General features: G+C 39.2%; 15 protein-coding genes and 1 pseudogene. 2 read left to right on the top strand and 14 right to left on the bottom strand.

Annotated elements, in window-relative coordinates; all coding sequences use genetic code 11:
• Positions 1 to 12: 12 nt before the first annotated feature.
• The 11 genes from L1765_RS10450 to L1765_RS10400 all read right to left on the bottom strand — a co-directional run bounded on the left by L1765_RS10450 (position 13) and on the right by L1765_RS10400 (position 11,703).
• On the bottom strand, positions 13 to 1,650 hold the full coding sequence (locus tag L1765_RS10450; RefSeq protein ID WP_236407023.1) for a putative bifunctional diguanylate cyclase/phosphodiesterase: 1,638 nt from the start codon (positions 1,648 to 1,650) through the stop codon (positions 13 to 15).
• Positions 1,651 to 1,994: 344 nt separating this feature from the next.
• Positions 1,995 to 3,110, bottom strand: coding sequence for a site-2 protease family protein (locus tag L1765_RS10445; RefSeq protein WP_236407021.1), 1,116 nt, complete (start codon positions 3,108 to 3,110; stop codon positions 1,995 to 1,997).
• A gap of 66 nt (positions 3,111 to 3,176) precedes the next feature.
• Positions 3,177 to 4,598: a diguanylate cyclase gene (locus L1765_RS10440; RefSeq protein ID WP_268928848.1), complete on the bottom strand. Its 1,422-nt coding sequence runs from the start codon at positions 4,596 to 4,598 to the stop codon at positions 3,177 to 3,179.
• Positions 4,599 to 4,609: 11 nt separating this feature from the next.
• On the bottom strand, positions 4,610 to 6,013 hold the full coding sequence (locus L1765_RS10435; RefSeq protein WP_236407017.1) for an ATPase domain-containing protein: 1,404 nt from the start codon (positions 6,011 to 6,013) through the stop codon (positions 4,610 to 4,612).
• A gap of 101 nt (positions 6,014 to 6,114) precedes the next feature.
• Positions 6,115 to 6,480 carry a hypothetical protein gene (locus L1765_RS10430; RefSeq protein WP_236407015.1) on the bottom strand — a complete coding sequence of 122 codons (366 nt, stop codon included), beginning with the start codon at positions 6,478 to 6,480 and terminating at the stop codon, positions 6,115 to 6,117.
• Positions 6,481 to 6,529: 49 nt separating this feature from the next.
• Positions 6,530 to 8,257 carry a putative bifunctional diguanylate cyclase/phosphodiesterase gene (locus tag L1765_RS10425; RefSeq protein ID WP_236407012.1) on the bottom strand — a complete coding sequence of 576 codons (1,728 nt, stop codon included), beginning with the start codon at positions 8,255 to 8,257 and terminating at the stop codon, positions 6,530 to 6,532.
• Between the two features lie 90 nt (positions 8,258 to 8,347).
• Entirely contained in the window at positions 8,348 to 9,157 is an 810-nt protein-coding gene (locus L1765_RS10420) for a GGDEF domain-containing protein (protein WP_236407010.1), read from the bottom strand.
• On the bottom strand, positions 9,148 to 10,128 hold the full coding sequence (locus tag L1765_RS10415) for a SpoIIE family protein phosphatase (protein ID WP_236407008.1): 981 nt from the start codon (positions 10,126 to 10,128) through the stop codon (positions 9,148 to 9,150). Before L1765_RS10415 ends, L1765_RS10420 begins: the two co-directional genes overlap by 10 nt.
• On the bottom strand, positions 10,125 to 10,580 hold the full coding sequence (locus L1765_RS10410) for an anti-sigma regulatory factor (protein ID WP_236407006.1): 456 nt from the start codon (positions 10,578 to 10,580) through the stop codon (positions 10,125 to 10,127). Before L1765_RS10410 ends, L1765_RS10415 begins: the two co-directional genes overlap by 4 nt.
• 36 nt (positions 10,581 to 10,616) lie before the next feature.
• On the bottom strand, positions 10,617 to 10,976 hold the full coding sequence (locus L1765_RS10405; RefSeq protein ID WP_236407005.1) for an STAS domain-containing protein: 360 nt from the start codon (positions 10,974 to 10,976) through the stop codon (positions 10,617 to 10,619).
• On the bottom strand, positions 10,966 to 11,703 hold the full coding sequence (locus tag L1765_RS10400; protein ID WP_236407003.1) for an STAS domain-containing protein: 738 nt from the start codon (positions 11,701 to 11,703) through the stop codon (positions 10,966 to 10,968). The genes L1765_RS10405 and L1765_RS10400 overlap by 11 nt, the downstream gene beginning before the upstream one ends.
• A 338-nt stretch (positions 11,704 to 12,041) precedes the next feature.
• On the opposite strand from L1765_RS10400, the gene L1765_RS10395 reads away from it, so the two are divergent.
• Complete coding sequence (locus tag L1765_RS10395) at positions 12,042 to 12,410, top strand: BlaI/MecI/CopY family transcriptional regulator (RefSeq protein WP_268928846.1); 369 nt, start codon at positions 12,042 to 12,044, stop codon at positions 12,408 to 12,410.
• Between the two features lies 1 nt (position 12,411).
• Positions 12,412 to 12,918 (top strand): hypothetical protein, encoded by a 507-nt coding sequence (locus L1765_RS10390; protein ID WP_236406998.1) that lies wholly within the window; start codon positions 12,412 to 12,414, stop codon positions 12,916 to 12,918.
• Positions 12,919 to 13,241: 323 nt separating this feature from the next.
• On the opposite strand, the pseudogene L1765_RS10385 reads toward L1765_RS10390, so the two are convergent.
• From L1765_RS10385 to L1765_RS10375, 3 genes and pseudogenes are all read right to left on the bottom strand, one after another.
• Positions 13,242 to 13,361, bottom strand: a pseudogene (locus L1765_RS10385) (PEP-utilizing enzyme); the annotation flags it as partial.
• 17 nt (positions 13,362 to 13,378) lie between these two features.
• Positions 13,379 to 13,693, bottom strand: coding sequence for a type II toxin-antitoxin system RelE/ParE family toxin (locus L1765_RS10380; protein ID WP_236406994.1), 315 nt, complete (start codon positions 13,691 to 13,693; stop codon positions 13,379 to 13,381).
• Between the two features lies 1 nt (position 13,694).
• Positions 13,695 to 13,952: a type II toxin-antitoxin system Phd/YefM family antitoxin gene (locus tag L1765_RS10375; protein WP_236406991.1), complete on the bottom strand. Its 258-nt coding sequence runs from the start codon at positions 13,950 to 13,952 to the stop codon at positions 13,695 to 13,697.
• Positions 13,953 to 14,544 lie beyond the last annotated feature (592 nt).

Below are 14,544 nucleotides of genomic sequence, written 5' to 3'. Positions count from 1 at the left end.
CAGTGGTTTTTTTCATTTCTTTGTCTTTTTTAAATACTCATCAAAATCCCTACTTGCCATTGGGTTTGCCCAGAAATATCCCTGTCCCAATTCACAGTTTAAGTTTTTTAAAAAATCAATTTGTCCCTTCGTTTCTATACCTTCTGCAACAACCCTAAGTCCCATTTCCTTCGCCATTTGGATAACCGTCTTGATAATTTTTTCATCCCGTTCTTTTCCAATATGTTTTATAAATACTTTATCTATCTTTATTTTATCAACTTGAAGATTTAAAAGCATCGCTAAAGAGGAATAACCCGTACCAAAATCGTCCATAGAAATATTGATTCCCAATTTTTTTATCTCATCAATATTTTTTTGTATGATATACATATTTCCTACAGAAACACTTTCTGTTATTTCAAACTCTAAATATTTTGTATCAATTTCGTAACTATCTATGATTTCTCTTACCAAATAAACAAATTTTTTGCTTTCCAATTGTTTTACAGATATATTTACAGCTACGGGTACAACATGTAGCCCCATACTTTGCCATCTTTTTATATCTTGACATACCTTTTCCAATACATACTTACCTAAATAACCGATTTGTCCTGTTTCTTCTGCAATGGGAATAAATTTTTCAGGCGACATCCACCCCAAGGTTTGGCTGTCCCATCTCATTAATGCTTCTGCACCTTGTATCTTTCCGGTTTTTATATCGATAATTGGTTGATAGTGAATCGAGATTTCTCCGTTTTTTACTGCGTCTTTCATATAATTTCGAATTTGGAATTTTTCAGTGATTTTCTTGCTCATATCCTCCGCATAAATCTTTATTTTGTCCCCCCCTTCTTTTTCTTCTTTTGCACAAAACATGGAAATATCTGCTTTTTTAATAAGCTGAGAACTATCTTTCCCATGTTTAGGATATATGGCAATACCGATACTTGCTGTAAGATAAATTTTGTGATCTTCCACCACACAAGGATCTTCAAAGACTCTCATAATCTCTTTTCCTATTTGGTATGCTTCATCCTTTCCTTTTAAAGGGTAGGCCAACACCATGAATTCATCTCCTCCATATCGTCCAAGGAGACAATTTCTTGGAAGTATATTTTTTATACTGTTGGTCGCCTTTTGTATTATTTTATCTCCAAATTCGTGACCCATTGTATCATTGATTTCTTTGAATTTATCTAGATCTATAAAAAAAAGTGCAACATTTTCTCCCTTTTTTTCTGCTTGACAAATGATTTCATTTATTTTTTTCTCAAAATAATATTTGTTATATACACCTGTGAGCAAATCCTTTTCTATCAAGTGATAGACTTTTTCTTCTATAAATCTTTTTTCTGCAATATAATCTCTTCCTTTTTCCACATCCATAATAACTGCCATCAATTTATCTTCCTTACTGTATAAAAAAACCTCTGCCATAAAGATTTTTTTGTCTTTTCTCTGATGAAGCCAAGGAAAACGGTGGTATCCTTTTTCTATGGCTGTTTTTATCATTGTTCTTCCTTTTTCTTCTGACTTACTTCCATCATGTTGTATCAAAGGAGATAAATCATATGGCCGTTGCCCAATGATATCTTCCTCTTTTTCGTATCCTAATAATTTAACTGTTTCCTTATTGCAGGAGATGATTTTTTCTTCTTTGATCACATAGAAGGGCCAATCGAGATATTCAATAATCCCGATTAGTACTTCCTCCTTTATAAATTGTTCTTCCATTTTCTGTATCTCCTTATAAAAATATATTTTTTAGGTCGGCAGAAAGATTACTCAAAATAAAAATATCGTGTTCTGCAGCAAAATATGCAGAATTTGAAAAAATAAAAAAGGCTTGCCAGCTCCCAAAATAACCTCTATATGTTTTGAGCGTCAAATGTAAAACAGATGGAGGCTAAGAAAAGATGCTAGCAATGCCCACATTTAATTATATCAAATACTTAAGAAAAGGGAAAAGCGAAGGGAGCATTCACTGAAAAAACAGCTTCCAAAACTGGCTATAGAGCGGGGGTGATCGTAATCTGTGAGGTTACCACCATAAGAGCACCCAGAAGAAATGCTAAGCCAAAATAAGCAACTCCATAAAAAAATCTTACCCGTTTTGGCACTTGATAATAAGCTTCTTCTTTGGTAATTTGTCCCTCATTTTGAGGATAATAACGAAATTTAAGATGAAGGATAACATTCTCTTCATCATCGGTTTGGGTCCCAGAAAGAGAGCAATCCAACAAGGTTCCATTGGGAAAAGAAAAAGATCCCACAAATCCGAGTACAGGGTAATAAACTTCAACTATTACAGTTCGATCTTCAATACGACAATATTGCCGATAATCTAATCTACGAGAATGCATTTCCCCTGGGATCGGAACATGGTTTTCTTCAAAAAGTCTACGAGAAACCGTAATAGAGGCTGTCCCCTCCCTTGGTTCCTTTCGACGCCTGATATAGGTTTGATATAGTTCCCAAGCAAACAAAATCCAGAAAAAGAGAAAAATAAATGCCCTTAAGTATAATATGACCAATAATCCCCCAACTAACCCCACAAGCCATAGCCATCGGGAAATTGCCGTTACAATTCTCCCACCATCAAGGGGATGAATGGGGAGCAAATTTAGCAGATTTAGAAAAAAACCGATCCATGCGATCATGTAAAGTGGTGTATATCCTGTAATGAAACCAAGTAACAGAGCGAAAGAAGCCCCTATACCTCCAATTAATGGTCCTCCAAGAGCGACAAACGCTTCAGTTTCGGCGTTATTTGGTCTCTCTTTCATAGTAATTAAAGCTCCCAAAAAAGGAATAAAGGCCGGTGCCGATACTGGGAGACCTTTCCTCTTGGCTGCCAAGACATGTCCCATTTCATGAATCAGAAGCATAATCACAATTCCAATCGCAAAAGACCAAGGATAGATCAAAGCATACGCACCGATCATGAGAAGCATGCTCCATAACGTTCCGCCGATTTTTCCCAGCTTTAAAAGTTTAAGCAGAGGTAGGAGAATTTTTAATTTTCCACCCACGATAATCAGAATAGTTCCAATTCCGCCTAATTTACCCCATTTTTTTCTATTTTTCTCTTGTTTTCTATCCTGTTGATACTCTTTATATTCCATCTGGTCCTCCGCAGTAAATATCTTTATTAGCTCCTCTCTGAATGCCAAGAATTCAAGGTGATATTGTCACGATAGATCCAGGTGAAATCGGTTTTTTCCTTCTCTTTTTGCTTGATATAAGGCCTGATCTGCCCTTTCAAACAAGGAATCAACAGAATCACTGATTTTCGCTAAAGCTATCCCCAGGCTGACGGTAACTTTACGATGTGGAAAAGGATACATTTCTATAGATTTTCGTATTCTTTCCGCAACTGCAATAGCACCTTCTTCATTTGTCCCAGGAAGAATAGTTACAAACTCCTCGCCTCCGTAACGACCTGCAATATCCACAGTCCTGATGGACTCTTTTATTATATCTGCAGTCTTCTGCAGTACCACATCGCCCGCTACATGACCAAAAGTGTCATTGTAACTCTTAAAGCTATCAATATCCATGAAAATAACTGCCAAAGGAACCCTGTACCTGACGGTTCTTTCAAGTTCATTAACCAATATGTTACGCAATGCACGTTTATTAAAGAAGCCTGTCAAAAAGTCGGTTTCAGCCTCTCTTTCCAGTCGGCTCACGAGCTTAGCATTAGCCAAAGCTATTGCGACAAAGTTCGCATAGATCTGCAGGTTTCTTTTATCATTGTCATCCATTGAATCAGGAGAAAACACTATGCCTAAAAGACCAACAGCACCCAGAGAAGTCCATAGGGGATAAACCACGATTTTATTCTCTGAATTAAGCTCCAAACCGGAAAGACCCGGTAATGTCTTTAATTCATTAATACTCAAAAAAGAGGGCTCTACTTTTGAAAAGAACTTTTCGATCAACGGTTGAACCATCGGCCATTCCTTCCCTACAAACAGGTGATCGTGATCACCTTTAGCCTGCGCCACCCTAATTTTATCACCCTCTCGAAGGCCAACAAACCCCAACTCAGCCTTATATATTATAATCAGGGAATTCGTTATTAGGTCCATAACCTTTTCCAATTCGATGGTTGAGGTCAACAGGCGGCTGATTTCATAAATGCTGTTCAGTTCAAGACTTCGTAATCCTAAAACGTTTTTTTCCAGGATGGCCTTAAGAACCTCATTGACGGTTTTGTAAATACTGTTTGCCTTAGTTATAAAAGTATTTTCTTCTTCGAGGCCTACCTGTTCTTTTATCCTGGCAGGAGTGATGATCAGGTAGCCTATTTTTTGTGCGTATGTGCCCAGGGCATAGGCATAAAGCCTTATCCCGTATGGACAGGTAAATACGCCTTTATCTTCTAACGAACCCAAGATATCTTTATAAAAACGGATGCAGTTCTCATTACAGATCTTTTCTTCTCCTTTATTTACCTTCTGACACACTTCAATATCCCTACTGAATCGGGAAAAAGAACCGCCGTTTATATCAAAGATGTAAATATTTACATCCATCACCTTGGCAAGAGTATCTTGAAAATTCTGCCAGTATTTTAACGAGACACTTAACAAAAGGTTTGCTGGCATTCAGTTGCACCTCATCTCAACATATTTGCTTTATCTAATTTTCCGAGAACATTTATTCCATTCGGGGTAATCTCATATTCTCTAATATCTCTGTCGTGGTTGGTCCCACGAGCTTTAAGGATTCCTAGAATTTTTTTAATGCTTGACTTTTCTTCCACATAGCGCAGCATAATTATATTATCGGCTATTAGGGATATTTGATCTTTTGTTACTGAGGCTGGTGAAAAGAGGTCCTCGTTTAGTACCGTAAATATGCTAGTAATATTTCGCATTTTGAGCTGATGTGCTATGGCCCATAGATAATCTTTATACTTTTGCATATCAGATACGCTGCTTTCAAAGGAAGATATACTGTCGATAACTAGCCTACCCACCTTATTTCCCCTGACCATGTTTAGTATTTCAAAAGCGTGCACATCTACGTCCAGTTCTATTGGAGAAATAAATTTAATATCGAGTCGACCATCCGCCAAATATTTATCCAGTTCCCATCCTAGATAACGGGCGTTATCCATAAGTTGAGATGTAGGCTCCTCAAAAGAAAGAAACAGCCCATTTTCGCCTTTTTCAGCCCCATCCAGTAAATATTTAAGAGCAAGAGAAGTTTTACCCGTACCTGTTCCTCCTGAAAGAAGTGTAATCGTTCCTTCTGTTAATCCGCCATCCATCATTTCGTCCAGACCGGTGATTCCAAATCCTTTTCTACCCTGCCTCACCCCATACTGAAGTTCTTTACCCTTCGGCTTTATCCTCGGATACACTTCTATTCCCGCAGGGCTAATTTGAAACAAGTGTTCGCCATTCTCAAAATTAGTCCCTCTCATCTTAAGAATGCGCAAATACCTTTTTTGAAACCGCTTTTCCTCCTGCCCGTATAGGTGAAAAATTCCATCTGCAATGGCGAATTCACTTAAACGTGTCAGTTCTATTTCTTCATACTCGCCTATAAGAAATACAGTAATCTCCCATATCGATAAAGCCGCAGCCAGATCAAAAACAAAAGCTTTAAAAGTTTTCTCATCAGGAAAGATGTCTCTTATGGCCTTAAAACTGTCGATTACGAATATATTGGGCTCATGTCTTTTGATCATTTCGGTGAGGTATTCAAGAATCTTCTCAGTGCCCTGTTTGCGAAGAACAGTCCCCAGATCACCGTAAATAAACTTATCCCCCAGAAACTCGTCAGAAAAAAACTCAAACTCCTGCAAATGCCTTACCATCTTAAATTGTGATTCAGATATCGTGGTCAGGTATAAACTTTTAAGACCATTCCTTGCGCTGTTAAAAATAATGTTTTGAACCAATATCGTTTTTCCGCTACCCGGAGAGCCGGAAACGATATTAAGTGAATACACAGGTATGCCCCCAGAAAGAATACCATCAAGATTTTTTATTCCTGTTTTCAATTTGTCCATCTCTACTTCCTCCTATGAATCCATTAGCGTTGCAAGGTCCATCCGTGCTAAAAATTGAACATTTCTAGTATTTTTAATCATCAGATTTTATTAATGCAACGCTAGTCCTTTGAGTCAAAAGGAATATCTCTAAATTCTTCGTTCAGCCAATTCGCTATTTTGTCCGTATTTTCATACCCAATGAGCCTGGACAGAATTTCTACATATCTGGTAATAAACTTCATGAACATATCATCAATTGGAAGATTTGGATTTTTCTTCATACTGGCCGCTATTTCTGCACATGATATCATGCCCTCATTGTAGTGCAGCAGTTCTATTTCTCTATACTCCTTAGAAAGATCCCACACAACCCTTTCCACCAAAAGTTTCACAGAAAACGTCCCAATGTATTTCTCAGATGCAGTCCACATCTCTCGCAGCAAATTTTCATAGCGTTCAATCTTCTTGTAAATAAAATCATTCAAAATAATCCCTCCAAACTTATTTTATCTTTGCCATGCGCCTTGTACTGCGCTAACTTCCGTTACCAGGGCACGGAGATGGCTTTCCTAAATAGTAACCCTGTCCGTATCGGATGCCTGCGTTTTTCAATATTCTAGCTATTTCACGGTTTTCTACGAATTCGGCCACTACTTCTATCGATAGCCTTTGTAAAAGTTTTGCCATATTCTCTACTATCATCCTTGAACGTCCGCTCCTAGTTATATCACGCACCAAAGAACCCTCAATCTTTGCAAAATAGCAGTCAAAGTAGCGAAGATAAAGAAATGAAGAAAAACCGCTTCCAAAATCGTCTACGGCCATTCGTACCCTGAGATCTGATAACTCCTTGGCAAAAGTATGCACAGCATTAATATCCCTGACGGTCTCTCGCTCTGTAATTTCGGCCACAATTTCCTCCGGATTAATTCCATAGCGGTTGAACAAGTCGACTAAGAATCCTATAGTTTCCCTGTTTTCTACTTCACGCATAGAAAAATTAATAAAGAAAAGTTTATCTTTTGCCCATGAGCTGTTTTTTTCTTTCATTGCCTGTTCTATGACTCTTTTACCAATTTCTTTCATAAGGCCGGACTTTTCTGCCGCATCAACAAAAAGTCCGGCTGAAAGAAACTTTTCTCCTCTCTTGACGCGAGCAAGCACTTCGTAAGCCATAGGCTCACCAGTCTCCAGGTCTACGATCGGCTGATAGAAGGGGACTATGTGATCTTTTGAACTTAGAGCTTCCCGCAAAACAAGAATTCTCTCGTGGACCACAGTAGGATTTATATTCTCGTCAGTCGGATCTACAAGCTGCGCTCGGTTCCTTCCTTTCCTCTTGGAAGTTATGCAAGCAACATCGGCAGCCAACATAATATCATCTAGGGCTTGTCCATGATGAGGGTACGAAGCGACACCAATGCTGCTTGTAACAAAAATCCCCTCGTCACCCAAAGGTTTAATTTCCATCTCAGCAATACTTTTACATATAACCTGTGCCTTTTCCAGCGCTTCAACAGGCCCTGTATTCATTAGTATAACTCCGAATTCATCATCACCTATGCGCGCAACTGCAAAAAGATCAGGCAATGACTCCAGCAAATGGTCAGCCACATTTTTAAGCACAATATCTCCTATGATATATCCAAAAACATCGTTAATGAACCTTAAATTGTCCATGTCTATACAGTATAAAGAAAATTCCGTTTTTGTGTTCTTTGCAAATTCGATTGCCTGATGCAGCTTTTCCTCAAATTTACGGCGGCTCATTAAGCCTGTTTTAACATCTACAGTTGAAAGCACTCGCAAATTGTTAAATTTTTCTCCCTCGTATCCCCAAAACTGCAGGCCAAAGTCAATGAACAACGTTTTAGCACCATACTTTAAGCTTTGCAGTTCTTTTTTCGAAAATTGGTAAGCAAAAGTTAATTCATCGCACAAACGTTCGAATAAAGAACCATAAATCTTTATCAGCTGCTCCAGTGGGATTTCTGTAGCACTCAATTTTCTTCCAAATTCTATACGCCGCTTAAAGAGTTCCTTGTCTTGGTTCCCAGAAAACAATTCCAACAAATCACTCACGGTTTCCCTCAATTCCGCCTCGTTTACTTCTTGCCCCGCCTGCTCTAATAAAGCTTGAAACCGGTCGACGTATTCTTGCGTCAGTCTACCGATAATTTCTTTCATGTTCGTCAAGTCCAATTTCTCTGTTCGGGAGGTTAGCTCTTCAAATAGATCTAACACCCCATTTGAAAATCTCACAAATATTCACTCCCTATTATATCTATCAAAAACTAAAAATCCTCTTTCTTCTCTTCACAGCAAGAACATCCTTGTAATCCACCACTTCACTTATTTTTTGCCGTGCAGCAGGCTATAAAAGACGAGTCTGTTCTTGCCTTTTGCTTTAGCCTCGTACATCGCAGCATCTGCAAATTCAATGAGCTGTTCCATACTTGAAGGACGGTTGTCTGGATACACAGCCGCACCGATGCTGGCGGTAATTTTAATATCATTTTCTGTAAATACTCCTTCTTCTATCCGCGTTCTTATCCTTTCAAGAGGTTTTTCTGCTCCTGCACCGTCCGTATTTGATAGCAAAATTAAAAACTCTTCTCCCCCAAATCTCATAACCACATCTCCATCCCTCAAGCTCTTCTTGATAACACCACTTATTTCCTGCAAAAGTTCGTCTCCTACCATATGGCCGTAACGGTCATTGACACCTTTAAAATCGTCGAGATCAATCATTACCAAAGTTAGTGGTGTTTTTGCCTCCTGAGCATTCAGCCATACCCTTGAAAGCGTTTTTTCAATGGCAAGCCTGTTATATAGGCCAGTCAGAGGATCCTTTTCAACATTCTCCCTTAAGGACAGAAGCAGAGCATCGGTCGCAATTATGATCTGAGTGAGGAATTCAGTGGCCCTTTCTATATATATCCACTGGACCATATCATTATCATTTCTAATATTAAGCACGTCTTTAAAAACCTGGTTGTGGATGTCTAAGAGGTTTGCCGCCTGGGCAGAGGACTCATCCAGCAGTTTTATTAGGTTCTGGTAGGCCTCAAACAATACTTCATCCTGACCACCCCTTAAAATGTATTTGGAAAGATAGTTTTTATATTCCTTAACAAAATGCTCTGTGTCCTTCAAAGCCATTTCCCTCCCCTTGCGATTAAAATACTTGCGTCATCTTCTTTAATCGAAAACTCCTGCAATATTTTTTCCGCTGCCTCCTTAGTCCCCATCGCCTTCAGCCATTTCATGTCAGTCGACTGAATAAACCGCTTTTTTATACCGTCTGTACATACAATTAAAACAAAATCTGTCGGTACGATTTCTTTAAATAGGTTTGGTTCAAGAGATGTTCTTCCAACAACTCCATTCACTCCATTTAATTTCCTTACATAACCTGAATGTATAAGCCAGCCTTTTATATTGCCAACGTTCACATACTCGAACACCCTTTGGGAAACAGTAGCTAAAAAAGCTGCACACCCGCGTGTGTCCTGCAATGTTTTTTCAAGACCGGCGTATATTTTTTCAATATGTATCTCATCAAGATTTTTTAAGTATAATTCAATCTCCTTCGCAACGGCTCCAGCCCTTTTACCGTGGCCGAGGACATCTGCAACAAATAGAAAATGTTTGCCTCCAATCTCTTTGTAAAAGGTAATATCTCCGCTATCTTCCTCCAGATAATGCGGTTTTGAAGCCGCCCCTACCTGAAGAACAAAGCCTTCTTCCTTACGATGCTGTGGAAGACTTAACACTGCTTTTACAACCATTCCTCCACCTGTTTTATGTTCAATATCGAGCTTTTCACAGTTTTTTCTAGTAACATCCAGCCCTATTCCAAGACCTCTTTTGGGTTTATAAATTGTGCCTCTACGATTTGCTATGCCTTCGTCCTCAGCAGAAATTGTCAGCTTGTCCCCCTCTCTTTTTAGAATAACAAAACCTTTTCCACCGTATTTTAAAATATTAGTGGCAAGTTCTCTTGCCACTAAAGCTACAAGAGGCGCAGAAGGCATGACTGAACAGCTTTTTTGCAAATATTTATTGATTTTGTGCTCTAATATAAAGAGGTCAGCCTCCATCTCAATATCAACCTTCAGCCCTCCGCTCAAAATTTACGCCTCCTCTTTTCCGCCACTACAACAGTACCTTTTCCCACCTCAGACTTTATGTAGAAGCTGTCCATAAGTCTTCTGATACCGGATAATCCCAAACCTAGACTCCTTTCCGACGTCGTATAACCTCCGGCTATGGCTCGCTCCACATTTTCTATTCCAGGACCTCTATCGTATGCTATAATTTCTATCAAAATATCTTTATCTGGCTCCGTTTCTTTCTTTTTTATATAAATATACCCCTCTTTAGCATACCTGTATATGTTTCTTGAGAGTTCCGATATGACCGTGGCTATTTTTGTGACGTCAGCTAGTGAAAAATCGTTTTTCTGGGCAAAGCTCTTTGCCATCTGTCTGGAAACTGCTATGTCGTTTTCATCTTTTATTTTTAAAAATATATCATAATCGTGAACATTTATATCAATGTCATTAAAACTTTTATCGTACATCATTATCACCCCGTCATCAAAAGCACAGTTAAAGACTTAATCAAGTTGGTTCAGAATATCAATAGCACCTTCCAGGGTGTTTGTTGTATAAATATCCTTCAGTTTTATGCCCATCTGTGCAAGTGTAAGCGCTACCTGTGGTTGAATTTTGCAGATTACAGTATAGCAGCCCATGGCTTTGGCCATACCAGCAGTTTCAGAAAGTACAAATGATATGTAACTGTCTATTACATCTACCATGCTGACATCGATAATTATTCCTCGGATTTTTCTCTCGCTTATTTCATTTAACAACTGCATCTGAAGTTTTTCTATGGTTGCATCGTCCAGTTCGATCTGTATGGGAACAATCAGATAATCGTAAAGCACAATCGTAGGCACAACCTTAGTTCTCATCTTCATCGCCTCTTTTTTGGTTATGCTGGTTTTTTTCAATGTCTTTAGCGAACTTACTGATCGTATATTTTAGGGCACTTTCCAGATCCCTCTTTATAATCACCATATCAAAATCGATGCCTAGCTTTACAAGAGTATGGGCTATCTCCGGCTTTATCCCAGTCAGAATAGCGTCGCATCCAAGAAGTTTTACGGCGGAAAACATTTCAATCAAAAATTCTCCCACCACCGTATCTATCATAGAAACTCCAGTCACGTCGATAATTACCACTTTCGCCCTGGTGTCGGCAATGCTTTCAAGAAGTTTTTCAGCCATGTTCTGCGCTCTCTGACTGTCAAGTGTGCCAATCACAGGAGCAAGAAGCACATCCTGCCACAGCTGTATAATCGGTGTGGAAAGTTCAGCAAGAACATCACGGAGTTCTGCTATCCTTACCAGATTTTCATCATTCTTTTTCCCGAGGACTTCTATAAGCGCATCGTACACCTCGACTGTAGGAAAATTGTCTAACATCTCATGCAAAAGCCCTATGCCACCTGACAATTCCTTTTCACTTATATGCTCTAGGAGATTGGAAATGGGCGCCTTCATCTTTTCCTTTAAATCCGCTTTTTCGCAAACCTCAGCAAAGTCTACCAGAAAATCCTGCCACACCTGCTTTTGTTGATCCCCTTTTGCTAGTTTTTCCACAAGTTCACCAATTCTTGAAATTACAATATCTTTCATAATTAATGAAACCTCCCGTATTCACGTCATGCGGTTGTACTTTTTTTATGTATAGTATTGTACTATGATTATTGCAAAAATACTACTTTACGTATTGCAAAAATACTACTTTACGAATTTCCTCTGCTCGCTCTCCACCTTACAAATCAAAGACCACCTGTCTTTCATTACCAAATAAAAGAAGGTGGTAAAATTCTTGAAAACATTCTATTGGATCCTTTATTTAGAAATTACACGTGACATCAAGACCACACACTCCACATGCTTCGTCCTGTGAAAAGCAAGCAAAAGAAAACACTGGATATGTTACCACATTTATTATCTGAGAACCCCAAAGCATGCCAATTCGGCGATCCGAAGCTGAATGGGAAGTTTTAAGAGTGCTGTGGGAAAAAGAAACGTGCACAGCCAGTGAGGTTATCGAGACCCTGTCAAAGAACACGAACTGGAAGCCGACCACTATAAAGACTCTGCTGGCCCGGCTGGTCAAAAAGAAGGCTGTGGGCTTTCAGGAGGTTGACCGTACCTATTTTTATTTTCCTCTGGTTACTCAGTCGGAATGTATGAAAGTCGAGAACCGTTCTTTCCTGCAAAGAGTTTACGGTGGCGCACTTAAACCGATGCTCGTCCAGTTCATCCAAGATGAAAAACTGACGGCAGATGATATCGAGGAGCTTAAGCAACTACTGGATGAGAGGAGTGACTAGTATGGAGTCCATCCTGCATCAGGTTTTTCATTACGAAGTCCCTTGTAAAAAACAGACTGGGTGCAAACTGGCATTATGCAATCTGGGTTCTAATATTCCTACAGCTGGTTCTTCCCTGGACTCGAATTCGGTTATTTCCTCAAAGTCTCCAATTTCGGGCGAGGCATCGGAGCAAAATTCTTCGACGGTAATCAGCCCTTCACCCAATGTTTCCCAATCTAAAATTCCTGTCACCACACTGCCAGTACCCCGATTATGGCGCTTGGCTCAATGGCTTTGGCTGGCAGGATTCACTTTCTTTGTATTTCGGATGGCTAAGCTTGAGTACCTTTTCCGTATGAGACTCAAACCGGCACCAAATGGAATGACGGCAATACCCAATTCGAAATTGTTGATAACACCGCCACAGTATAAACACCGGCTGGCACCTTTGAAAATTGCATCGAGATTAAGAGCACTTCTTCAGAAGATAGCTCGATTATGTATCAGTATTATGCCAAAGGTGTAGGAATGGTCCAACAAGATTTCATCGTTGGAGGAGAAAAAATATCTTCAAGCCTGGAATCCTATCACCTGGCTAAGTAGGAGCCACTGATAAATTAAAGCCCAACGGCATGGCCTTAAAAAAGGCTGGCCGTTGGGCTTTTATTGGATTGGGGAAGGTAAAAAAAGATTAAACCGCAAAGGCGCCAAGGAAAAAAGCCGGATTGTGCGGAAAAGAAGGATTCGAATCACAAATGGCACTGAGGACAAAGAGGAAGACTGAAACATTACCGCTTTGGCTTGAGACTGTGCTCCGTGTAAGGTTCATGTTATATGGATAATGGGAGGTTAATATAAAGCGGTTTTATCCGCTAGGATTTCTACATATCCTTCTGTTCCATGTACCCGAATGCGTTGCCCATCTTTTATCAGCTTGGTGGCATTTTCTACTCCGACAACTGCTGGTAAGCTGTCAGAGGTTTTATTTATAATATATTTAGCCAATCTCTTCTGCCGTATAATATTCTGATAATCGTAACTGTTTTGCTCTCCTCATTTACAATGTAAAACACAATATAGTTATCCACCATAATTTTTCTTATGCCCTTTTGAGCTAACCTTTCATCAGTCACTAACGCATTTCTTAATGGCAGCTCTTCTAAGGAATAAATTCCTTTGGCTATTTTTGAAATCACCTTTTTTGCTGTTTCCGGTTCTAAGAGTTCTTTAGAAATATATGAGCCAATTTCAAATAAATCCTTTTCAGCCGGCTCGGTAATTTGAATGATATAAGCACTCATTTTACAAACCTTTCTCTATATCAGCCAATGCTTCCTTAAAAGCTCTCACTTTTTTCTTTTGCATAGCGTCAATACCCTCGTCAATCAATTTATGCAATTCAAATTTACCCACCAGTTTTTCATAGGTTTCAATACTCATGACAACTAAATCTCCCTGGCCGTTTTTAGTAATGTAAACCGGCTCCTTATATTTATGGCAGAACTCCGATATTTCGCTATAATTATTTCTCAAATCTGAACTTGGTCTTATCACTGGCATAACCAACACCCCCTGGTTAATATATCAATATTATATCGCAATTCCGATATATTAACCAAGTTTTTTATTAATCTTTTAAAACCGGCTGTTGTTAAAAATTCTTTGACCTTAATGAACGGAATGCCTTGGCATCCAGCTACTACTGTTCTTACATAAAAAAGTTCTTCCATTTCGCACCCTTCAAACCCGCATTCTACCGTTGGTCTGAATAATAAAGTTGTCCCATTTTCCCTCCTTATCCCTTAATCCTTATTTCTTCCCAACCCCTTTATTCTCAAGCCTTCCCCGCTCTTTTTTCTCATGCTTTACCTTAACCCTCATTCCTTCTCCATCTGGGAGAAGTTTTTTATTTGGGGAGAACTTTTTTGAGGGCTACATCAGCACGTTTTATCAGAACTACACACTCCACATGTATTGAGTTTACAGTGCAGACAATATACGATGTGCCCCTACCTATTTTTTTATGATCAAGTCCATATTTGTGTGTAAATTCCCCTCGGTTAGAGAAATAAATTAGCCAATGCGAGTCACTTTAGACACCGCTTTCGTTGCCTGAGTTTCTCGCCATTCCAAATACTCTGCCATATCGAGA

It is taken from the genome of Microaerobacter geothermalis (assembly GCF_021608135.1).
GTDB classification, from domain to species: domain Bacteria; phylum Bacillota; class Bacilli; order DSM-22679; family DSM-22679; genus Microaerobacter; species Microaerobacter geothermalis.
The sequence above is the reverse complement of the archived record's forward strand: the minus strand, read 5'-3'. Positions and strand labels throughout refer to the sequence as shown.